This is a genomic window from Micromonospora sp. BQ11 (assembly GCF_052068135.1).
GTDB lineage: Bacteria > Actinomycetota > Actinomycetes > Mycobacteriales > Micromonosporaceae > Micromonospora.
Genome location: NZ_JBQHDB010000005.1, coordinates 370,340 through 392,237, shown reverse-complemented (window position 1 = coordinate 392,237; position 21,898 = coordinate 370,340). Strand labels below are relative to the sequence as shown.

At 69.9% G+C, this 21,898-nt stretch carries 14 protein-coding genes; 5 read left to right on the top strand and 9 right to left on the bottom strand.

Going from position 1 to position 21,898, the window contains the following annotated elements:
- Position 1 precedes the first annotated feature (1 nt).
- Entirely contained in the window at positions 2-892 is an 891-nt protein-coding gene (locus ACTMSW_RS13880; protein ID WP_441180999.1) for a LysR family transcriptional regulator, read from the top strand.
- A 43-nt stretch (positions 893-935) separates the two neighbouring features.
- On the opposite strand, the gene ACTMSW_RS13875 is transcribed toward ACTMSW_RS13880, so the two are convergent.
- The 8 genes from ACTMSW_RS13875 to ACTMSW_RS13840 form a co-directional block, all read right to left on the bottom strand.
- On the bottom strand, positions 936-4,301 hold the full coding sequence (locus tag ACTMSW_RS13875) for an alpha-L-rhamnosidase-related protein (RefSeq protein WP_441180998.1): 3,366 nt from the start codon (positions 4,299-4,301) through the stop codon (positions 936-938).
- A 37-nt stretch (positions 4,302-4,338) separates the two neighbouring features.
- Entirely contained in the window at positions 4,339-5,826 is a 1,488-nt protein-coding gene (locus ACTMSW_RS13870) for a rhamnulokinase (RefSeq protein ID WP_441180997.1), read from the bottom strand.
- Between the two features lie 27 nt (positions 5,827-5,853).
- The gene (locus ACTMSW_RS13865; protein ID WP_441180996.1) at positions 5,854-7,887 is read right to left on the bottom strand and encodes a bifunctional aldolase/short-chain dehydrogenase; all 2,034 of its coding nucleotides are present in this window, start codon (positions 7,885-7,887) and stop codon (positions 5,854-5,856) included.
- Between the two features lie 4 nt (positions 7,888-7,891).
- On the bottom strand, positions 7,892-9,076 hold the full coding sequence (rhaI, locus tag ACTMSW_RS13860; protein ID WP_441180995.1) for an L-rhamnose isomerase: 1,185 nt from the start codon (positions 9,074-9,076) through the stop codon (positions 7,892-7,894).
- Positions 9,077-9,159: 83 nt separating this feature from the next.
- Positions 9,160-10,134 carry a substrate-binding domain-containing protein gene (locus ACTMSW_RS13855; RefSeq protein ID WP_441180994.1) on the bottom strand — a complete coding sequence of 325 codons (975 nt, stop codon included), beginning with the start codon at positions 10,132-10,134 and terminating at the stop codon, positions 9,160-9,162.
- A gap of 95 nt (positions 10,135-10,229) precedes the next feature.
- On the bottom strand, positions 10,230-11,321 hold the full coding sequence (locus tag ACTMSW_RS13850) for an ABC transporter permease (protein ID WP_441180993.1): 1,092 nt from the start codon (positions 11,319-11,321) through the stop codon (positions 10,230-10,232).
- A complete protein-coding gene (locus tag ACTMSW_RS13845; RefSeq protein ID WP_441180992.1) occupies positions 11,318-12,289 on the bottom strand; it encodes an ABC transporter permease in 972 nt (323 codons plus the stop codon). Before ACTMSW_RS13845 ends, ACTMSW_RS13850 begins: the two co-directional genes overlap by 4 nt.
- Positions 12,289-13,833, bottom strand: coding sequence for a sugar ABC transporter ATP-binding protein (locus ACTMSW_RS13840; protein WP_441180991.1), 1,545 nt, complete (start codon positions 13,831-13,833; stop codon positions 12,289-12,291). The genes ACTMSW_RS13845 and ACTMSW_RS13840 overlap by 1 nt, the downstream gene beginning before the upstream one ends.
- A gap of 291 nt (positions 13,834-14,124) precedes the next feature.
- On the opposite strand from ACTMSW_RS13840, the gene ACTMSW_RS13835 reads away from it, so the two are divergent.
- The 4 genes from ACTMSW_RS13835 to ACTMSW_RS13820 are packed head-to-tail and all read left to right on the top strand — an operon-like array spanning position 14,125 to position 18,008.
- Positions 14,125-15,183 (top strand): LacI family DNA-binding transcriptional regulator, encoded by a 1,059-nt coding sequence (locus ACTMSW_RS13835; RefSeq protein WP_441180990.1) that lies wholly within the window; start codon positions 14,125-14,127, stop codon positions 15,181-15,183.
- Between the two features lie 4 nt (positions 15,184-15,187).
- Entirely contained in the window at positions 15,188-15,934 is a 747-nt protein-coding gene (locus ACTMSW_RS13830; RefSeq protein WP_441180989.1) for a (Fe-S)-binding protein, read from the top strand.
- Complete coding sequence (locus tag ACTMSW_RS13825) at positions 15,931-17,394, top strand: LutB/LldF family L-lactate oxidation iron-sulfur protein (protein ID WP_441180988.1); 1,464 nt, start codon at positions 15,931-15,933, stop codon at positions 17,392-17,394. The genes ACTMSW_RS13830 and ACTMSW_RS13825 overlap by 4 nt, the downstream gene beginning before the upstream one ends.
- Entirely contained in the window at positions 17,391-18,008 is a 618-nt protein-coding gene (locus tag ACTMSW_RS13820) for a LutC/YkgG family protein (protein ID WP_441180987.1), read from the top strand. The genes ACTMSW_RS13825 and ACTMSW_RS13820 overlap by 4 nt, the downstream gene beginning before the upstream one ends.
- 91 nt (positions 18,009-18,099) lie before the next feature.
- On the opposite strand, the gene ACTMSW_RS13815 is transcribed toward ACTMSW_RS13820, so the two are convergent.
- A complete protein-coding gene (locus tag ACTMSW_RS13815) occupies positions 18,100-21,858 on the bottom strand; it encodes a family 78 glycoside hydrolase catalytic domain (RefSeq protein ID WP_441180986.1) in 3,759 nt (1,252 codons plus the stop codon).
- Positions 21,859-21,898: the final 40 nt, after the last annotated feature.

Genomic DNA, 21,898 nt, shown 5'->3' with positions numbered 1-21,898 from the left:
CGTGCTCGACGTCCACCGCCTCCGGGTCTTCCGCTCCGTCGTCGCGTCCGGGTCCGTCCAGGCCGCCGCCGCCAACCTGGGCTACACCCCGTCCGCCGTCAGCCAGCACCTCACCGCGCTCCAGCGCGAGACGGGTCTCACCCTGCTGGCCCGAGCCGGGCGGGGCCTGCGGCCGACCGCCGCCGGGCACGCCCTCGCCGCCGAGGCGGACCGGGTGCTCGCCCGCCTCGGTGCCGCCGAGTCGCTGATCGCCGACCTGCGGACCGGGCGCACCGGCGCGCTGTCCATCGCGTACTTCGCATCGGTGGGCGCCGCGTGGATGCCGCTCGTGGTGCGGCGCGTCACCACCGAACTGCCCGGGGTCCGGCTCGACCTGGAACTGCGCGAACACATCCCGGACAGTCGGGAGGAACGCGCCGACGTGCAGGTGGTCGTGGCGGGTACCGGTTTCGACCCCGGTTCGGGCTTCACCGCACACCACCTCCTCGACGACCCGTACGTGGCCGTGCTGCCCGACGGGCACCGCCTCGCCGGGCAGGAGGAGGTGGACCTGGTCGACCTCGCCGACGAGCGCTGGGTCGACAACGACTTCGCCCGCGGGTGGTGCCGGGCCAACCTCATCGAGGCCTGCACCGCCGCCGGCTTCAGCCCGGCCTTCCGGGTCGAGGCGCACGACTACCCCACGGCGCTCGCCTTCGTCGCCGCCGGCATCGGCCTCACGGTGCTCCCCGCGCTCGGCGCGGCACACCTGCCCCACGGCGTGACCCCGGTCCGGGTGGTCCGCCCGACGCCGGTCCGGTCGATCCAGCTGGTGGTGCACGACGCGGTGGAGCACACACCGGCGGTGCGGACGGCGGTCGCCGCACTGCGGGAGGCTGCCGCCTCCGCGTGATGATGCGCGGCGGGGGCTGTCGGCACCATCGAAATCTTGCTGCCTATCCGACGCCCAGTTCGGCGAGCTGCAGCCGGTAGCGGGTCGGTTCGTCGGTGGCGGGCGTTCCGAGCCTGGTGACCAGCACTCGGACGTAGCGGGCTGTGGTGGGCGTCAGCGCGTACTGCTGGCTTGCGCCGTTGGGGTTCGGCTGTCCGGCGACGGTGTGCACCGTGGTGTAGGCGCCACCGCCGTCCGGCCTGGTGGCGATGGTGAAGTCGATGGGAAAGTTGGCTGTGCCGCCGCCGGACGCCGGGGTGTCGGTGCGAGGCGCCAGCGTCAGGGCCGAGATCGGACGGTTGACGCCGAGGTCGAGCTCGATCCAGGTTCCGGCGACAGCGGGCCCGGTGAAGTCATTGCTGGTGTAGCCCTTGGCGCCCGGCACACTGGTGGTGATGCCGTCGAAGGCGAAGGCACGGTTCCAGTCGCCGTTCTCCAACGTGTCGCTCGCGGTGACCACGGTGTGCGCCAGCGGTACCGCCAGCTCGGCGAGTTGCAGCCGGTAGTACACGCCCGCCTCGTCGTGGGCCGGCGCCCCGAGCCTGGTCGCCTGCACCCGCAGGTAGCGAGCCCGTACCGGCGTGAAGCCGAACGTCTGCGGGACGCCGTCGGGGTTCGGTTGGCCGGTGACCGTGCGCACCGTCGTGTAGCTGCCGCTGCCGTTGGCCCGGGCCTGGATGGCGAAGTCGACGGGAAAGCCCGGCGTTCCACCACCGGTCGCGGTGGTGTCGGTGCGCGGGAACAGCCGCAGCGCGTCCACGTCGGTGTCCGCGCCGAGGTCGACCTCGACCCAGATCGGCGCGCCACTGACGTCAGGGTTCAGGGTGTGTGCGCTGGTGGACCCCCGCGAGCCGGCGACACTGGTGAGCTGGCCGTCGGTGAGCCGGCTGGTGCCCCAGTCCGGAGTCTCCAGCGAGTTGTTGCTGCTCACCGGCTTGCCCTGGGCGATATTGCCCGCGCCGGTGCTACCGCCGGTGCCAGTCTCGTCGAACGTCCAGGTGCCGGGCGCGGCGGTGAAGTAGACGTAACCGCTGTCGCTGCCGGCATAGGTCAGTCCGGCGACGCTGCCGGTGGCGGCACCTGCGGCGTAGACGGTGGTGCCGTTGGCGGTGATGGTGACGGCGCTCAGGCCGACCTTCGGCACGCCGATGGTGGCCGTGCTGCCGGCCGGCGAGACCACCTTCAGGGTGACCTGGTTGGCGGTCGGCCGGTTCAGCTCGACGTCGATGGTGCCGCGGACCGTCGGCACCGCCACGTCGAGGGCGGTGAACCCGCCTGGTTGCGGCGTCACCTCGTACGCCGTGTAGCCGGGCTGGGTCGGCCGGACCCCGGCCGCGTAGGCGGACAGCACGTAGAGGGGGCCGCCGTTCCACCCGTGGTTGTCGGTGCCGCCACCGCCCTTGCTCCACAGCTCCCACAGCGTGTAACCCGGGTCGCTGACCTGCGAGGCGTAGCGCAGCCGCATGCGGGCCTCCGCGGCCGCCGGATCGCCCATCAGGTAGAGGGCTTCGAGGACGTAGAACTCCAGGTACGGGCTGGCGTTGCGGTGATTGTTGAGCACGTTGACGATCGCCGGATACGTCGACGGAGTGGCGAGACCCGCCACCACCGCCAGCGCGTTACCCCGGTCGTCGGTGTCGCCGGTGTAGCCGGGCGACCGGTACTCACCCTGCGCCGAGCGCCACAGCACCCGGTTGAAGTTGTCGGCGATGCTGGTGCGTCGGGCCTGGAAGGCCGCCACGTCCCCGGTGTTGCCGGTCAGCTGGGCGAGCTTGACGGCGGTGTCCAGGGCGAGGTAGTACCAGGCGTTGTCGAGCACCCGGGCGTCGATGTTGGAACCCCAGTCCTCCCAGTCCCAGTCGCCGCCGCGGTGGTTGACCAGCCCGTCGCCGTCCAGCGACCACAGGTCCAGGTATCGCTTGACCTCCGGGTAGGCGCCGCCGACGGTGGCCGAGTCACCGGTGTAGGTGTAGAACGTCCACAGCGACCAGACCGAGGCGAGCATCTGGGTGGGCAGCTCGCTGGTCCAGTTGCCGGCCGGCACCGGCGAGTAGAGCTGGCCGCCGGGCTTCTGCCACGCCGTCAGCTCGTTGATCGCCTTGCGGCCCAGGTCGTGCGAACGGGTGTCGAAGGTGTAGAAGCCCTCTTTGAGCTGGTTGACCACGTCGCCCCACCACTGGGCCCGTTCCCGGGTCGGGCAGTCGAAGTAGGTGTCGCGCATGTTGAGGTACATGGTGCGGGCTGCCTTGGTCCACAACGTGTTCATGAACGGGTCGTTGCTGGTGAAGGAGCCGGCGAAGTCGGTGTCGTAGCCGCTCTCCCGGTAGCGCAGCGCCTGGATGGTGACACCGGCCGGGACCGTGTACTCCACCGCGGTTCCGCTCATCCAGCCCAGCGCCTCGAATTCCTGCACCCCACCGGTGGTGACGTAGCTGGCCCGTACGTTGGACTCCCCGCCGTCGTTGTAGTGGTCGGTACGGATGCCGATCACCTTCCCGGCGGGAGCGTCCACCCGCAGGTACGGCGTGACCTGGAGGTTGGACGGCAGGGTGGCGACGATGGTGGCGCCGGTGCCCTGGGTGGGCAGCGAGTCGTTGTTCGTGTAGTCGCGCAGTGTGCTGAAACGGAATGCCGGGATCGGCCGGCGCACCAGAGCGTTCCACGGTGCGGCACCTGCGGCGCCCTTGTCGGTCGCGGTGGCCCAGCCGGTGTCGACGAAGGTCGCGCCCTGCCAGTTGGCCATGGCGCCGGCGTTGCGGGCGTCGTAGTACACGTTGGACTCGGCAAGCCGGTAGTTGGGCTGGCTGCCGGTGGTCTCGTGCTGGTAGCCGGGATGGCTGACGGCCCGCCAGGATGCGTCGCTGACCAGCCGGGTGGTGGTGCCGGCGGTGACGATGTCGGACTGCACCAGCAGCCCGCCCTGCCCGCTGCTCTTGTGCGAGAAGCTGTCCTTGCCGAAGTTCCAGGCCAGCACCGCTATGGTGTTGCGGCCGGCGGTCAGGTACGGCGCGATGTCGCGCTCGTCGTAGTAGGTGTCGTTCGGGTTGGGACCTCGTTTGAGCCCGCCCTCGAAGGTGACCAGGGTCCCGTTGACCCACAGCCAGTATTTCGAGTCCACCGCGATCATCGTCAGCGCCGAACTGGGCGCCGCCGTCAGGTCGATGGTCTTGCGGAAGGCGACCCACTGGTCGGTGGCGGAGGATGGGGTCCAGATCCATCGCGCGCTGGTGACGAAGTCGGCGCTGGCTTGCACGCCGAGCGGCGTGGCCAACGGCGCTGCCGTAGCGGGGCTGTGGACCGCGGTGTTGCCGAGCAGGATCGCGGTCAGGGCGAGGGCGAGGAGACGAACGGGACGGAACTGGCGGGACATGGCGGCGGTCCTCCTGGGCGGGTGATCAGGACGGGGATCAGGGGTGAGAGATCAGGCGCGCGGCGTGCTCCCAATCCGTTCCGGCCGCAGGTCGCGGTTGGTAGTGCTGCACCGGCAGGTGGCGGCGCAGCAGGCGTCGCAGGTCGTCGAGCCCGCCGGAGACCGCGCCAAGTGCCCTGGCCTGCACCAGCGCGTTGCCCAGTGCGGTGGCCTCGACGGGGCCGGCCGTCACCGGCAGGCCGCACGCGTCGGCGGTCAGCTGGCACAGCAGCTCGTTGCGGGAACCGCCCCCGACGATGTGCACCACGTCGACCGCCGTACCTGACAGCTCCTGGGCCTGCCGGACGGCGCGAGCATGAGCGACAGCGAGGCTGTCCAGGATGCAGCGCACGATGGCGGCTCGCGACGACGGCTCCGGCTGGCCGGTCCGCCGGCAGGATTCGGCGATCCGCGCCGGCATGTCGCCCGGCGGCAGGAACACCGGGTCGTCCGGGTCCACCACGCAGCGCAGCGCGGGTTCGGCGGCAGCCTGGGACAGCAGCACGTCCAGGTCCACCGCGGAACCGTCGGCCTGCCAGCAGCGGATCGTCTCCTGAAGCAGCCACAGCCCCATCACGTTGCGCAGGTAGCGCACCGTGCCGTCGACACCCGTCTCATTGGTGAAGTTGGCCTGCCGGCTGGCCTCGGTGAGCACCGGCGCCGGCAGTTCCACACCCACCAGCGACCAGGTGCCGCAGGATATGTAGGCGAACCGGTCACCGCTCGCCGGGACGGCCACCACGGCCGAGGCCGTGTCGTGCGAGCCGACCGCGATCACCGGCACCGGTCCCGGCAGGCCGAGATCGGCGAGCACCTGCGAGGTCAGCTCACCGATCCGGTCTCCGGGCCGGCGCAGCGGCGCGAACAGCGTGGGGGCAAGGCCGAGGTCGGAGATCAGATCAAGAGACCATTCGCCGGTACGAGCGTCGAGAAGTTGCGTCGTCGACGCGTTGGTGATCTCGGTTCCCTGCTGCCCGGTCAGCCAGAACGCCAGCAGGTCGGGCAGCAGCAGCATCCGCCGTGCCGTCCGCGCCGCCGCGGTCCCCTCGGCACTGACCAACTGGAACATGGTGTTGAACTGCAGGTTCTGCAGCCCGGTGGTCTCGTAGAGGCGGGCAGCTCCCAGCCGGCCGAGCACGGTCTCCATCACGCCGTCGGTCCGGCTGTCCCGGTAGCAGACCGGGTTGCCGATCAGGGCGCCGGCCGCGTCGAGCAGACCGTAGTCGACGGCCCATGAGTCGATCCCGACGCCGTCGAGATGGGCGCCGCCCTGCGCGGCGATCCTGCCCGCCGCCCGTAGCCCGTCGAGAACGCCCTGGTAGAGGCTCAGCACGTCCCAGTGCAACGTGGCGCCGAGCTGGATCGGCCGATTGGCGAACCGGTGCGTCTCGGTCAGGTCGAGGACGTCCGCGCCGACCCGGGCCAGCATCACCCGGCCGCTCGACGCTCCGAGATCCGCTGCGGCGACCGTGACGGTGCCTGTCATCTGCGTGCTCCTCGGCGGTCGGATCGGTCAGCGCAGGAACGCGGCAGCTACGCCGGCGTCCACGGGAATGTGCAGGCCTGTGGTGTGCGACAGCTCGCCGGCGGTGAGCACGACCACCGCGTTCGCGACGTGCTCGGGCAGTACCTCCCGCTTGAGCAGGGTGCGCTGGGCGTAGTAGGCGCCGAGTTCGGACTCCGGAACCCCGTAGACGGCGGCCCGCTTGGCGCCCCAGCCTCCGGCGAAGATGCCGGACCCGCGTACGACGCCGTCGGGGTTGATGCCGTTGACTTTGATCCCATGCTCGCCCAGCTCGGCCGCGAGCAGCCGGACCTGGTGCGCCTGAGCCGCCTTCGCCGCGCTGTAGGCCACGTTGTTCGGACCCGCGAAGACGCTGTTCTTGCTGGAGATGTAGACGATGTCGCCCCCCATCCCCTGCGTGATCATCACGCGGGCACCCTGCTGGGCCACCAGGAAGGAGCCCTTTGACATCACGTCGTGTTGCAGGTCCCAGTCGGCTTCGGTGGTGTCCAGCAGCGGCTTGGAGATCGACAGGCCGGCGTTGTTGACCACGAGGTCCACCCCGCCGAAGGCGAGCGCGGCTGCCTGTACCAGCTGGCTGACCGCACCCGCGTCGGTGACGTCGGCAACCACCCCGACCGCGACGTCGGCCCCGCCGAGTTCGGCGGCCACCCGCCGGGCAGACTCACCGTCGCGGTCGGCGACGACGACGCAGGCGCCTTCGGCCGCCAGCCGATGCGCGATGGCCCGCCCGATCCCCGAGCCGCCGCCGGTGACCAGCGCGATCCGGGAGGCCAGCGGCTTGGGCTTTGGCAGCCTGGCGAGTTTCGCCTCCTCCAGCGCCCAGTATTCGATCCGGAACTTCTCGCTCTCGTCGATCGGCGCGTAGCTTGACAGGGCCTCGGCGCCCCGCATCACGTTGATGGCGTTGACGTAGAACTGGCCGGCCACCCGGGCGGTCTGCTTGGTGGCGCCGAAGGTGAACATGCCGACCCCCGGCACCAGGATCACCGCTGGATCGGCGCCCCGCATCGCCGGCGAGTCCGCATCTGCATGCCGCGCGTAGTAGGCGGCGTAGTCGTTGCGGTAGGCGGCGTGCAGCTCGCGCAACCGGGCTATCGCGTCGTCGAGCGGGGCGCTCGGCGGCAGGTCGAGCACCATCGGCGCGACCTTGGTGCGCAGGAAGTGGTCGGGGCACGAGGTGCCCAGCGCCGCCAGCCGGGGGTGCTCCTGACGGGAGAGGAAGTCCAGCACGACGTCGCTGTCGTTGAAGTGACCGACCTGCGGACGGTCCGTCGAGGCGAGGCCGCGCAGCACGGGTGCCAACTGCGCCGCGCGCTCCCGGCGCTGCGCCTCGGGCAGCGGCTCGTGGTCGGGTAGCACCGGACCGAACGGCTCCGGCCTGCCGTGGAAGTCGATGAACCGTTGCGCCGTGTCGATGATCTCCAGCGCGTGCGCCTCGCACTCCTCGCTGGTCTCGCCCCAGGCGGTGATGCCGTGTCCACCGAGGATGACGCCGATCGCCTCGGGGTGGTCGCGCCGGATCTCGGCGATGTCGAGTCCCAGTTGGAACCCGGGCCGGCGCCACGGCACCCAGCGCACCCGGTCACCGAAGCACTCCGCGGTCCGGGCCGGCCCGTCGGCGGCGGTCGCGAACGCTATCCCGGCGTCCGGATGCAGGTGATCGACGTGCGCGGCGTCGACGAGGCCGTGCATCGCGGTGTCGATCGACGGGGCGGCACCGCCCCTACCGTGCAGGCAGTAGTCGAACGCCGCGACCATCTCGTCCTCGTGCTCGACGCCCGGATACACGTCGACCAGGGCCCGCACCCGGTCCAGCCGCAGCACCGCGAGCCCGGCCTCGGTCAGCGTGCCGAGGTCACCACCGGAGCCCTTCACCCACAGCAGTTCGACGTCCTTTCCGGTCACCGGATCGAGGTCGGTGCCCTTCGCCGAGGTGTTGCCCCCGGCGAAGTTGGTGTTGCGCGGGTCGGCGCCCAGCCGGTTCGACCGGGCGACGAGGTCAGAAGCTGTGCTGCTCATCAGGTCAGGCTCCCCATCCGGCCTGCTGGCCGCCGACACGCTCGGTTTCGATCTTCTTCTGGTAGCCCGACCGGTGGTAGGCGGCGATCGGGTCCGGGTCGAGCCCCATCCCGACTCGCATCTCGGCGAGCAGTGGGCGCACGTCACTGGAGAAGGCATCCATCAGCACCGCGTGCGCACCGAGCACGTCGCCCGCCTGCTGCGCGGCGACCAGCGCCCCGGTGTCGACGAGCAGCGCCTTGGCGACCGCCTCCTGCACGTTGAGCACCGAACGGATCAGCGCCGGCACCTTCGCTTCCAGGTTGTGGCACTGGTCGAGCATGTAGGCGACATTCGCCTCGGGCCGGATCGCGTCGGCGCGGACCAGCTCGTGTGCGATCCGGAACAGCTGGAACGGGTCGGCGGCACCGGCCATCAGGTCGTCGTCCGCGTAGTTGCGACCATTGAAGTGGAAGCCGCCGAGCTTGCCGAAGCGCAGTAGCACGCTGACCAGAAATTCGATGTTCGTCCCGGGCGCGTGGTGGCCGGTGTCGACCAGAACCTGTGCCTTGTCGCCCAGCGCCACGCAGTGCGCGTAGGAGGTGCCCCAGTCCGGCAGGTCCATCGAGTAGAAGTGCGGCTCGAACAACTTGTACTCCACCAGCATTCGCTGGCCGTCGCCGAGCCTGTCGTAGACCTCGCTCAGCGCGGTGGCCAGCCGGTCCTGCCGGACGGCGATGGAGTCCTGCCCGGCGTAGTTGGTGCCGTCGGCGAACCACAGCGACAGTATCGACGAGCCGGTGGCGTCCATGATGTCGACGCACTCCAGCAGGTGATCGATCGCCTTGCGCCGCACACCGGCATCGGGGTGGCAGACGCTGCCCAGCTTGTAGTCGTTGTCCTGGAAGACGTTCGGGTTGATCGCCCCGAGCGCGATGCCCTCGGCCTCGGCGAACCGGGCAAGATCGGCGTAGTCGTCGACGGCGTCCCACGGGATGTGCAGCGCGACGCTGGGCGCGGCCCCGGTCAGCCGATGCACCATCGCGGCGTCCGACACCTTCTCGTACGCGTCGCGGGGCACACCGGTCTGAGCGAACACCTTGAATCTCGTGCCGGAATTGCCGTACGCCCACGATGGCGTCTCGATGCGCATGGCGGCGACTGCGGCTTTGACAGCGGCAGCGGCTGTGGCCGCGGCGTGGTCGGTCATCATCTCTCCTGTGCTGCGCCGAAGGGCTGGAGTGGTCCGGCGGGCGGACGCCGAAATGGTGCCCACCCGCCGGACCTGTCGGGTCACTTGACCGAGTCGGCGTTTTCCTTGGTGATCAGCGCCACCGGGTTGTAGACCTCACGCTCGGCGGCGTTGTCGAAGGTGATCGTCTGCTTCTTGACAGCCTGCTCGGCCAGCGTGACGGTCAGCTCGCCCATCGCCTTCGGGTCCTGCGCGACGGTCGCGGCAAGGCCACCGGCCTTGATCGCGGTGATGGCCTCCGGGTCGGCGTTGAAGCCGACCGACACGATGTCGGTGACCGGGTTCTTGCCGGCGTCCTTGATGGCGTTGGCGGCGGCGACACCCATCGGGTCGTTGCACGAGAACACGCCTGCCACGTCGGGGTTCTTGGCCAGGATGTCCTTCATGACCTTGTAACCCTCTTCGGCCTTCGAGTTGCCGGACAGCTCGGCGACCACCTTGAAGCCCGCCTTCTCGATGGCCTCCTTGAAGCCCGCGTTACGCCGGGCGGCGTAGACCGCCGACGGCTCGCACGTGATCGAGGCGACGTTCTTGCTGGTCTTGCCGTTGGCGGCGATCTGCTTGGCCATGTATTCGGCGGCGAGCTTGCCACCACCGGCGTTGTCGGAGATCACGATCGCGTCGTACGGCGCGCCGCCGCCACCGATGTCGTCGACGATCACCGGTACGCCCTTGGCCTTTGCCTTGGCGATGATCGGGCCGAGAGCGCTGGGCTTGAACGGGCTGATGATCAGCACGTCGACGCCCTGGTCGATGAGCGCCTGGGCGCCGGTGACCATCTCGTTCTCGTCGCTCTTCTCGTCGTGCAGCTTGAACTCCCAGCCCTTGGCGGTGGCGGCGGCCCGGGTGCCCGCCTCCATCTTCTGGAAGAACTCGTACTGCATGTCGTAGACCGAGAAGCCGACGACGATCTTGTCGTCCTTGGGTGCCTCGGGGGTGGTGGCGTTGGAGTCCGAGCAGCCTGCCAGGACCAGCACGCCGACGAGGGCGAACGGGAGGAGACCCTTCTTGAACATCGTCGATGTTCCTTTCCGAGTGTCGAACGGGAGGGGTGATTTGATCGTTTCAATTCATGATCGAAGATGGTGGCGGGCGCCACCGGCGTCGATCGTCAGGCGCCGTCCGCGTGCGACGGCCTTCGCACCAGACCTGCCAGCGCCCGCCCGAACGATCCCGGAGCGGCGAAGCGGGTCCGCAACCCGTCGATGGTCAGGGCGACGATCAGCACACAACCCAGCACGATCCGCTGGTATGCCGACGGGACCCCCTGGCTGACGAGCACGTCGTTGAGGACGCTGACGAGCAGCACCGCCGAGAAGGTCCCGATCAGCGTGCCCTTGCCGCCCTTGAGGCTGGTGCCACCGAGCACCACGGCGGCGATCACCTTCAGCTCGAACCCGTCCTGGAGCGAGCCGTCGGCGGTCCACACCCGGGTGATGTAGGTCAGCGCGGCGATGCCGACACTCACTCCTACCAGGGCGAAGACGAAAATTCTGATCCGGGTCTCGGAGATGCCGCAGAACCGGGCCGCCGCCGGCGACGATCCGTAGGCGAGGATTCGCCTGCCGGTCGCGGTGCGGCGCAGCAGCAACCAAGCGGCTCCATAGACGGCGAGCATGATCACGAATGGCACCGGGATGCCGGCCAGGTTCAATCCGCCGATCTTGACGAACGGTGAGCCGATCTGGTCGTACGGCAGCGTCTTGGGTCCATCCTGGGTCAGGATGTACGCCACGCCCCGGAAGACGAACAGTGTCCCGAGGGTGGCGACGAACGGCGGCACCCGCAGGCCGGTGATCAGAGCGGCGTTGACCAGCCCGCAGGCCAGCCCGGTCGCCACGGCGGAGGACACCGCCAGCGGAGTGCCACCCGCCGAGTATCCGATCAGGGTCACCACGCTGACCAGGGCCAGCTGCCCGCCGACCGACAGGTCGAAGGCGCCGCTGGCGATGGCGAAGGTCATGCCCGCCGCCACGATCCCCAGGTACGCGCTCTCCCGCAGCACCGACTGCAGGTTCTCGAACTCCAGGAAGTCCGGCGCCACCAGCGGTGTCACCGCCAGCAGCAGGACCAGCATCGCGGTGATCCCCCAGGTGTCCCAGAGCTTGCCCAACCCAGGTCGGCTCGTGACGTCCGCACCGGGGCTCCGGCTGTGCCCGGGTGCCGGGTCGACGGGTACCGGGGTTTCCGTCCTGGTGCTCATACGGCGGCCTCCCTGACGGCGGCGGGGACGGTCACGGGGCCACTGGTGGCCCGCCTGCGCAGCCCGAGCAGGGCGAGTGCCGCGATGAGCAGCAGCCCGACGCTGATGCGCTGGAAGGCCGGTGGCGTGTTGAGCAGGTTCAGCCCATTGCGGATGGTCTCGATGAGCACCGCGCCCAGCACGGTGCCGATGATCGAGGCCCGGCCGCCGAGCAGCGCGGTGCCGCCGAGCACGACCACGGTGATCGCGTCGAGTTCGAAGCCCAGGCCCAGCTGCCCGTTGCCCTTCTGCAGCTGACTGGCGATCAGCAGGCCCCAGAAGCCACCGGCAACCCCGACCAGCACATAGACGGCGATCCTGATCCGGTCGACCGGCAGGCCGGAGACCCGGGCCGCCTCGCGGTTGGAGCCCACCGCGCAGACCCAACGGCCGAACCTGGTCCGGTTGACGGTCCACCAGGCGAGCGCGGTGGCGAGCACTGCCAACAGGATCGGCATCGGTATCCCGAGGGGCCGCCCGCCCACCAGGTATTTCAGGCCGGGCGAGCTGACGATCCGGTCGTGGCCGTCGGTGTAGGCGAGGGACAGCCCGCGCACGATGACCAGGGTGGCCAGGGTGGCGATGAACGGTGTGACCCCGAGTTTGGTGACGACCAGGCCGTTGACCAGGCCGATCAACGCTCCGGCCGCCAGGGCCAGCAGCATCGCCACCAGTACGGGATGCCCGTCGATGATCGCCGTGCAGCAGACCACCGCGGCGAGCGAGACCGTCGAGCCGATCGACAGGTCAAATTCTCCCATCGCCAGGCAGAAGGTCATCGCCAGCCCCGGCACCGCGACGATCGCCGCGTTGACCAGAACGTTCTCGATGTTGCCGCCGGACAGGAAGCTGTCGGTCCGCACGGCCAGGAACAGGACTACCAGCAGGAGCGGGACGGCGAGCGGGGCTCTGCGCAGCACGGCTGACATCAGACGCTCACCTCCGAGAAGATCCTGCGTTCGGTGGTGGCGCACATGATGACGTTCTCCTCGGTCAGGTCGGCGCCGGTGAGGTGCCCGACCACCTGGCCACCGGCCAGCACGTAGACCCGGTTGCTGATTCCCAGCAGCTCCGGCAGATCGCTGGAGATCATGAGCACCGCGGCGCCGCCGGCGGTCAGTTCATTGATCAGCTGATGGATCTCGAACTTGGCGCCGATGTCGACGCCCCGGGTCGGCTCGTTGAGGATCAGCAACCGACCTCCGGGAGCGAGCGCCCGCCCGAGCAGGACCTTCTGCTGGTTACCACCGGAGAGCTGGCCGATCAGCTGGTCAGGACCCGTGGTACGGATGGCCAGCCGCTTGCGGTAGTCGGCGAAGACGCCGGTCTGGGCCGCCGGGGACAGCAGCCGGCTGAGCGCGTGCCGCAGCCGGCCCAGCACCGAGATGGTGAGGTTGTCGCGCACCGACAGGTCGGGCAGCAGGCCGGCGGCCTTGCGGTCCTCGTGCAGGAAGCCGATGCCGGCCGCCATCGCGTCGGCAGGGCTGCCCGGCCGGTACGGCGCGCCGTCGAACGTCATGGTGCCGGCCGTCACCGGCAGGGCACCGAAGATGACCTGCGACAGTTCGGGCTGACCGGCTCCCGCCACGCCCCCGATGCCGACGATCTCGCCGGCGTGCACCGTGATCGACACATCGCGCAACTGCCGCCCGGCGCTGATCCCGGCAAGGTCGAGCACCACTTCGTCGCCCGAGACCTCGACGCGTGCCGCCGACGAGATGTCGCGGCCCACCATCAGCCGGACCAGCTCGTCAGGGTGGGTGTCGGCGAGCGCGGCCGTGCGTACGTGCCGACCGTCGCGCAGCACGGTGACCCTGTCCCCGACGGCGAAGACCTCGTCAAGGCGGTGGCTGACGTAGACGACGCTGCGACCTTCGGAGCGCAGTCGCCGTACGACGTCCAGCAGTCTGGTCGCCTCGTCGGCGGACAACGCAGCGGTCGGTTCGTCCATCACGATGATGCGGCCGTCCACCGACAGCGCCTTGGCGATCTCGACGAGCTGCTGCTCGGAGACGGTAAGGCTGCCGACCGTCGCCGTGGGGTCGATGGTGACGCCCAGGGTGGTGAACAGCTCCGCCGAGCGTCGGTTGATCTCGCTGTAGCGGATGCCGCGCGAGATCCGGCCGTACGGCTCGCGGCCGGAGTAGACGTTCTCCGCGACCGTGAGGTCGGGGTAGAGGTTGAACTCCTGGTAGATCACCGCGATACCCGCGTGCAACGCGTCGGCGGGCCGACGTGGGCGGTAGTCCCGGCCTCCCAGCCTGATCTCGCCCGCGCTCGGACTGTGCAGCCCGCCAAGCACCTTGAGCAATGTGGACTTTCCGGCGCCGTTCTCGCCGACCAGCGCGTGGACCTCGCCGGCTCGAACGTCGAAGTGCACGCCGTCCAGGGCACGTACGCCGGGGAAGTCCACTGTCATCCGATCGACGTGCAGCAGCGGCTGACCGACCGGCAGCGTGGTGTCGGTTGCCATGTCTCCACCTCCCTCCACCATCTCCGAACCGTCTCGAGAACCCGGACCAGATCAAGTCAAGATCAAACTGAATCGTTTCGATGTTTGCGGCTCGTACGCTACGATCCCGTTGCGGGACTGTCAATGGCGAGCTTCGATAAGGCACGCACCTGCGCCAAGTCGAGATGCAAGTACGGGTCGGCCGTGAGTTGACACGTTTCATTTCGCGCGTAAGCTCGGCGCTACTCAGCCGAGAATGGGCGTCTATCTCTGCACGGACACCCGTCGTGCCAGCGAACACCTTGAGGAGCCATGGCGACCAGCAACATCAAGGAGGTTGCCCAGCGCGCCGGTGTCTCCATCGGAACGGTGAGCAACGTGCTCAACCGTCCCGCCCTGGTCGCGCCCACCACCCGCCAGCGGGTGCTGGAGGTGATCGCCGAGCTCGGCTATGTCCGCAACGACTCGGCCCGGCAACTGCGCGCCGGACGCAGCAAGACCATCGCGGTGGTGGCCCTCGACCTCGCCAACCCGTTCTTCACCGATGTCCTGCGGGGTGCGGAGACGGCGGGCGAGGACGGCGGCGTCAACATCATGATCTTCAACAGCGATGAGGACGCCGCCCGCGAACGCCGTCACCTCGACCTGCTGGAGGAGCAACGCGTGCTCGGCGTGCTCATCACCCCCGTCGACGACACCGTGGACGCCCGACTGGACCAGCTGATCGAGCGCGGCATCCCGGTGGTGCTGGTCGACCGCGGCTCCGGCCGGCACAACCGCTGCTCGGTGGCCGTCGACGACGTGCTCGGCGGCCGGCTCGCCGGCGCCCACCTCGTCGAGCAGGGCCACGAACGGATCGCCTTCGCCGGCGGGCCGTTCTCGTTGGCGCAGGTCACCGACCGGCATACCGGCCTGATCGCCGCGCTGACCGGCGGCCAGCACCTCCAGGTGGTGCCGACCTCCAATCTCACGGTCGCCGCCGGCCGACGCGCCGGAAAACACATCGCCGACCTGCCCGCCGAGACCCGGCCGACCGCGGTGTTCTGCGCCAACGACCTGGTGGCGCTCGGCGTGCTGCAGGAGATGACCATGCGGGGCGTGCGCGTTCCGCAGGACGTCGCCATCGTCGGCTACGACGACATCGACTTCGCCGCCGCCTCGGCGGTGCCGCTGTCGTCGGTGCGCCAGCCCCGCGAGCAACTCGGCAGGGCGGCGACCCAGCTGCTGCTGGAGGAGGCCAACGAGCCCGAGCAGCACCAACACCGGCAGGTCGTGTTCCGGCCCGAGCTGGTGGTCCGCGAGTCGAGCATCCGGGTCAGCGCGCCGACCCGTCGATCAGCCCGCTCGGCGACCACTGCCAGAAGGCGGTGAACCAATGCGGATCGCGCTCTTCGTCACCTGCCTGGCCGACACACTCTTTCCGCAGGTCGGGCGGGCGACGGTCACCCTGTTGGAACGACTCGGACACCAGGTGACGTTTCCCACCGCGCAGACCTGCTGCGGGCAGATGCACGTCAACACCGGTTACCAGCGCCAGGCGGTACCGCTCGTCGAGCACTTCAGCACCGTCTTCGCCGACTTCGACGCGGTGGTCGCACCGTCGGGCTCCTGCGTCGGCTCGGTCCGTCACCAGCACGCGGCGCTCGCCACGCGGTACGGCCGCCCCGATCTCACCCAGCGCGCCGAAGACGTGGCGGGGCGCACGTACGAGCTGAGTGAGTTCTTGATCGATGTTCTTGGTGTCACCGACGTCGGTGCCTACTTCCCGCACCGGGTCACCTACCACCCCACCTGCCATTCGCTGCGCATGCTGCGCGTCGGCGACAAGCCGCTGCGGCTGCTGCGCCAGGTGCGGGGCATCGACCTGATCGAGTTGCCCGACGCCGATCAGTGCTGCGGCTTCGGCGGCACGTTCGCCCTCAAGAACGCCGACACGTCGACAGCGATGCTCGCCGACAAGATGCGGCACGTCACGGGCACCCGCGCCGAGATCGTCACCGCCGGCGACTCGTCCTGCCTGATGCACATCGGCGGCGGGCTGTCCCGGCTGCGGACCGGGGTGCGCACCCTGCACCTCGCCGAGATCCTCGCCGGCACCGAGACCAGGCAGGCGGCACCATGAGCACCGTGTTCCTCGGCATGCCGGTGCACTCGTCCCCGGGCGTCGGCGCACTGCGCGGCTCGCGGACGTTCCCGCAGGCCGCGGGCATCGCCCTGGGTGACGCGTCGCTGCGCCGCAACCTCGGCCACGCCACCGCCACCATCCGCGCCAAACGCGCCGCGGTCGTCGCCGAGCTGCCCGACTGGGAGCGGCTGCGGCTCGCTGGCGAAGCCATCAAGACCAACACGATGAAAGACCTGGACACCCACCTGGTACGGCTGGAGAGCGCGATCACCGAGCGCGGTGGCACCGTGCACTGGGCCCGGGACGCCGTCGAGGCCAACCGGATAGTCACCGACCTGGTGCGCGCCACCGGGGCCGACGAGGTTGTCAAGGTCAAATCGATGGTCACCCAGGAGATCGGGCTCAACGAGGCGCTGGCCCGAGCGGGCATCGCGGCCTGGGAAACGGACCTCGCCGAGCTGATCGTCCAACTCGGACACGACACCCCCTCGCACATCCTGGTCCCGGCGATCCACCGCAACCGGGCCGAGATCCGCGAGATCTTCCTGCGGGAGATGCCCGGCGTCGACCCCGACCTCACCGACGAGCCCCGGGTGCTGGCGATGGCCGCCCGCCGCCACCTGCGCCGCAAGTTCCTGTCGGCGAAGGTGGCGGTGTCCGGGGCCAACTTCGCGGTGGCCGAGACCGGCACCCTGATGGTCGTCGAGTCCGAGGGCAACGGGCGGATGTGCCTCACCCTGCCGGACACCCTGATCACCGTCATGGGCATCGAGAAGGTCATCCCGACCTGGGCCGATCTTGAGGTCTTCCTCCAGCTGCTGCCTCGCTCGTCCACCGGCGAGCGGATGAACCCCTACACCTCGATGTGGACCGGCGTGACGCCCGGCGACGGTCCGCAGGACTTCCACCTGGTGCTGCTCGACAACGGTCGTACGGCGGTCCTCGCCGACGAGGTGGGCCGGCCCGCTCTGAACTGCATCCGGTGCAGCGCCTGCCTGAACGTCTGCCCGGTCTACGAACGCACCGGCGGGCACGCCTACGGGTCCACCTATCCCGGTCCGATCGGAGCGATCCTGTCCCCGCAGCTCACCGGCGTGGAGTTGAACGCCTCGCTGCCGTACGCGTCGAGCCTGTGCGGTGCCTGCTTCGACGCCTGCCCGGTGCGTATCGACATCCCGTCGATCCTGGTCCACCTGCGCGCCCGGCACGTCGAGGAGCGCGCGGCCGCTCATGTGCGGCCCTCCGCCGAGGCCATCGCGATGGCCGCCGCCGCCTGGGTGATGCGTTCCCCCGGCCGGTTCGGCCTCGCCACCCGACTGGCTCGCTGGGGCCGCCGGCTGGTGCGCCGCCGCGCTCTGCCACCGCCACTGTCAGCGTGGACCGTCAGTCGCGACATCCCACTGCCGCCGACCGAGACGTTCCGCGAGTGGTGGCTGCGCACCAGGGGCACGTCATGACCGCCCGCGACGAGGTGCTGGCCCGGATCCGCTCGGCGCTCGGCGACCTCCCGCAGGGGCTGGTGCCCGTCGTGCGGGACTACCGGCGAGCGGGCGACCTGGCTGCACACGAGATGCTCGAGCTGTTCGTGGATCGGCTCGCCGACTACCGGGCTGCGGTGCACCGCGCCACCCCGGAAACCCTGCCCGCCGTGCTCGCTGCGGCGCTGGACGGTGTCGGTCGGACAGTGGTGCCGACCGGCCTGCCATTCGGGTGGGCGCCGGACGGCGCGGTGGTGGACGACGGCACCCTGACGGCAGTCCAGTTGGACGCGATGGACGCCGTGTTGACCGCGTGCACGGCAGCGTGTGCCGAGACCGGGACGATCGTGCTGGACGGGTCGGTCGACCAGGGACGACGGGCCGTCACCCTCATACCTGACCGGCATGTGTGTGTGGTGCGGGCGGCACAGGTGGTGCAGACGGTAGCGGAGCTGCTGGAACGGGTCGATCCGCTCCGGCCGCTGACCTTCATCAGCGGGCCGTCGGCCACCAGCGACATCGAGCTGCAGCGGGTCGAGGGCGTGCATGGCCCGCGCCACCTCGTCGTCGTCCTGGTAGCCGACCTCGCCTGATCAGCTGTGCGGTCCCGATCGGAGGTGCGGCCCGGACCGAAGGGGAACGGGTCCGCGCGGGTGACGAACCCCGCGCGGCCCCTGTCCCTGGCTAGGCCGGGGCCGTGAAGGTGTACGAACCTGCGGGGAGGTGGTACACCGCCGTGCCCTGCGAGCCGACCTGGCTGAACCCGAACGGGACAGCCTGGGCCGGAGCGGAGACGACGTCGGCCGCGCTCGCCGGCATCCGTACCGTCGCGGTGGCTCCGGCCGGGACCGTCACCCGGAGGGTGAGCGTGCCGCCGGAGATCGACCAGTCACTGACCGCCTGCCCGTACGGCGTTTCCAGTGCCGACTTCGCCGAGGTCAGCCCGCCACCGGGGCGCGGTGCCACCAGCAACGACTGGTAACCGGGCGTGCCGGCGGAGAGCCCGCCGACCTGCCGGTAGAGGAAGTCGCCGACCGAACCGAGGCCGTAGTGGTTGAAGGAATTCATCGACGGGGTGTTGAACTCCCCATTGGGCTGAATGCCGTCCCAGCGTTCCCAGATGGTCGTACCGCCCTTGGCGATCATGTAGCCCCAACCGGGGAAGTCCGGCTGCAGCAGGATCTGGTACGCCACGTCGGCGTGCCCGGTGTCCGCCAGCACCGGCAGCAGGTTCTCCACGCCGAGGAAACCGACGGACAGGTGGCCTCCGGCCGCATTGACCTCGCCGACCAGCTTGTTGGCAGCGGGCTGTACGAGGTGGGCCGGCAGCAGCCCGAAGGCCAGGGCCAGCACGTAGCCGGTCTGCGTGTTACCCGCCACGGTCCCGTCGCCGGACACCCAGCGTGCGGTGAAGGCCGCGGCGACCTGATCGGCGAGCGTGCCGTAGCTGGTGGCCTGCGCGGTGCGGCCGGTGGCCGCTGCCATCCGGGACACCAACCGCGCCGACCAGGAGAAGTAGGCCGTGGCTATGAGGTCGCGGGCGGTGTCGTCGTTGACGTTGAGCCAGTCGCCGTAGCCGCCGGTGTTGCGGATCAGGTCGGCACCCGCCGTGTTGCGCGAGTAGTCGACCCAGCGCGCCATCGCGTCGAAGTGCTCGTCGACCACGCGCAGATCACCGTAGCGCTGCCACAGCGTGTACGGCACGATGACGCCCGCGTCGCCCCACCCCGCCGTGCCGGCGCCGCAGCAGGCGTCCGGCACGGTGTCGGGGAACGCCCCGTCCGGGTGCTGGGCGTCGGCGAGGTCGTCGGCGAACTTGTCCAGGAACGCCTGCATGTCGATGTTGAAGGTGGACGTCGCCGCGAACGCCGCGATGTCACCGGTCCAACCCAGCCGCTCGTCACGCTGCGGGCAGTCGGTCGGGATGGACAGCATGTTGGAGCGCTGACCCCACACGATCGCCTGCTGCACCTGGTTGAGCAGGGTGTTCGACGTGGTCAGGGTGCCGAGTTGCGACCCTGCGGTCCAAGCGGCGAGCCCGGTGACGGTGTCGGCGGTCGGGGTGCCCGGATAGCCGGTCAACTCGACGTAGCGGTAGCCGTGCACGGTGAACCGCGGGGTGTAGCTCTCCTCCCCGCCGGTGCCGGCCAGCGTGAACCTGTCGGTGGCGAGCCCGTTGACCCGTAGGTTGTCCAGGTAGAGCGTGCCGTCCGGGTTGAGCACCTCGGCGTGCCGCATGGTCAGTACGGTGCCGGCGGCTCCGGTCGCCTTGACCCGGTTCCACCCGGTGAAGTTCTGGCCCATGTCGAACACCCAGACGCCCGGTTTGGGCTGGGTGACCGCGATCGGCCGGAACTCCTTCTGCACGAGCACCCCGTTGTCCACCTGCGACACCAGGCGCGGTGCGGTGCCGGTGCGGACGGCGGGCGTGCCCCAGGAGGCGTCGTTGTAGGTGTGCGAGTCCCAGCCCGCGATGGCCTGCCGGGCGTCGTACTCCTCGCCGAAGTAGAGATCGTCGGCCCGGATCGGACCTGCGGTGGTCTTCCAGGTGTTGTCCGTCTTGATCACGGTGCTGGTACCGTCGGTGAAGGTGATCTGCAACTGTGCCGAGTACCACGGCTGGGTGCCGTAGCGCTGCGAACCGGCGAAGCCGATGCTGCCGGAGAACCAGCCGTTGCCAAGGTAGGCACCCAGCGCGTTGGCTCCGTGCCGGATCTGGCCGGTGACGTCGTAGACCTTGTACTGCAGTCTGTCGTTGTAGTCGGTCCAGCCAGGGGCGAGTGCGTCGTTGCCGACCTTTGCGCCGTTGAGCCGGGTCTCGTGCAGGCCGAGCGCCGTGGTGAGCAGCCGGGCACTGGCCACGTCCTTGCTGACGGTGAAGCCCTTGCGCAGCAGCGGGGACACCTTGCGGGAGCCCACCTGCGTGCCCCACGGCCCGCTGCCGTATGCGGTCAACGCCTGGGCGGCGACCCAGCCGGAATCGTCGAAGCCGGGCTGCTCCCAGCCGGCCGGGCCGCTCTGCGAAGCCTTCCAGGCCGCGTCGGTGTGGATCGTCGGGCCGCCGGCAACGGTCAGCTTGGCGATCATGCCGGTCGGGGACTGGGTGCTGTTCTGGCTGACCACGGCGATGGTGTTGGTGCCGGGGACGAGCCGTCCGGCGATGTCGACGACCGCCGCCTGCTTCCACGAGTCGGTGGCCCGGGGCGAGGTGCTGATCTGCGTGCCGTTCACCCACACGTCGGCGGTGTCGTCACCGGTGATCATCAGGGTGGCCTGGCTCGGGGCGCTGCTCAGGCTGAAGGTGCGCCGGAAGTAGCGCGTCATCGCCGGCAGGCCGGCCAGCGGATCGCCTTCCGGATACCAGATCCAGGTGGCACCGGCGAGGCCGTCCGTCGTGGTCGGCTGGCCGATGTACGACGCCTGCCACTCGGTCGCCGGGTTGCGCAATCCGGTCTCGAACGACTGGGTGGCGCTCCAGGCGCTGGGGCGGCCGTGGGAGTCCCAGACCCGTACCCGCCAGAAATAACGTTTCAGTGAGGTCAACGGCGGACCGGCGTACGCGACGTCGACCGACTGCCGACTGGCAACCCGGCCGCTGTCCCAGACGTCACCCGTGTTGCCGGCGGCATTCGCGCTGGTGCTGGCCACGATCACCTGGTACGCGCCCTGAGTTTGCTGCACCGTCGAGGCCGACAGTTTCCAGCCGAATCGCGGTGCTGCGGCGTCGATGCCGAGTGGCTCGGTGTGCCGTTCCGTGGTTGCCGAAGCGATCGACAGTGGGGAGTTCGCGCCGATGGTGGGGTCGACGACCTGGCTGTTCCACGGCGCGATGCCGTATGTGCCGAGATCGGCGGCGCCTGCCCAGCCGCTGTCGTCGAAGCCCGGCTGCTCCCAGCCGACCGGCGCGCTCTGAAACGCTCTCCAACTCCCGTCGGTGATCAGATCGGTGGTGCCACCGGCGGTGACCACGTGCACCCGACCCAGCACACCGGCGGGGCTCGCCGTGGTGTTCTGCACGGCCACCGCGAGGGTGTTGGTACCCGCCACCAGGGCGGATTGGAGATCGACGTAGAGCGCGTTCTTCCACGAGTCGACGGCTCGTGTGGAGCCGGCGAGCGGCTTGCCGTTGAGCCAGACGTCGACCGTGTCGTCGCCGGTGATCACCAGCTGGGCGTCGCTGATCGCGCCGGCGGCGACGGTGAACGTCTTGCGGAAGTACCGGTGGCCGACGGGCGCCGCGGTACGGGGATCGCCCTCGGGATACCAGACCCAGTGGGCTCCGCTGACGCTGACCGGGGTGGCGGCGACGGCGGGAGTGGCGGCGACGATGGTGTTCGCCGCGAGGGCGGCGACAACCAGTGCGGTGAACGTCCGCCGGGTGCGGGTCGAGGTGCGCGAGCGGGTGCGGGTTGAGGTGCGCGAGCGGAGCGGGGGACGGTGCATGGCGACGCCTCCTGACGGGGATCGCGGGGGTTAAAACGTT

Bases quoted from the DNA above. Each gene is read 5' to 3' on its own strand.
- rhaI (WP_441180995.1), bottom strand. From the start codon at position 9,076: ATGACCGACCACGCCGCGGCCACAGCCGCTGCCGCTGTCAAAGCCGCA.
- ACTMSW_RS13875 (WP_441180998.1), bottom strand. From the start codon at position 4,301: ATGTCCCGCCAGTTCCGTCCCGTTCGTCTCCTCGCCCTCGCCCTGACC.
- ACTMSW_RS13840 (WP_441180991.1), bottom strand. From the start codon at position 13,833: ATGGCAACCGACACCACGCTGCCGGTCGGTCAGCCGCTGCTGCACGTC.
- ACTMSW_RS13820 (WP_441180987.1), top strand. From the start codon at position 17,391: ATGACCGCCCGCGACGAGGTGCTGGCCCGGATCCGCTCGGCGCTCGGC.
- ACTMSW_RS13825 (WP_441180988.1), top strand. From the start codon at position 15,931: ATGAGCACCGTGTTCCTCGGCATGCCGGTGCACTCGTCCCCGGGCGTC.
- ACTMSW_RS13835 (WP_441180990.1), top strand. From the start codon at position 14,125: ATGGCGACCAGCAACATCAAGGAGGTTGCCCAGCGCGCCGGTGTCTCC.
- ACTMSW_RS13865 (WP_441180996.1), bottom strand. From the start codon at position 7,887: ATGAGCAGCACAGCTTCTGACCTCGTCGCCCGGTCGAACCGGCTGGGC.
- ACTMSW_RS13830 (WP_441180989.1), top strand. From the start codon at position 15,188: ATGCGGATCGCGCTCTTCGTCACCTGCCTGGCCGACACACTCTTTCCG.
- ACTMSW_RS13850 (WP_441180993.1), bottom strand. From the start codon at position 11,321: ATGAGCACCAGGACGGAAACCCCGGTACCCGTCGACCCGGCACCCGGG.
- ACTMSW_RS13845 (WP_441180992.1), bottom strand. From the start codon at position 12,289: ATGTCAGCCGTGCTGCGCAGAGCCCCGCTCGCCGTCCCGCTCCTGCTG.
- ACTMSW_RS13815 (WP_441180986.1), bottom strand. From the start codon at position 21,858: ATGCACCGTCCCCCGCTCCGCTCGCGCACCTCAACCCGCACCCGCTCG.
- ACTMSW_RS13870 (WP_441180997.1), bottom strand. From the start codon at position 5,826: ATGACAGGCACCGTCACGGTCGCCGCAGCGGATCTCGGAGCGTCGAGC.
- ACTMSW_RS13855 (WP_441180994.1), bottom strand. From the start codon at position 10,134: ATGTTCAAGAAGGGTCTCCTCCCGTTCGCCCTCGTCGGCGTGCTGGTC.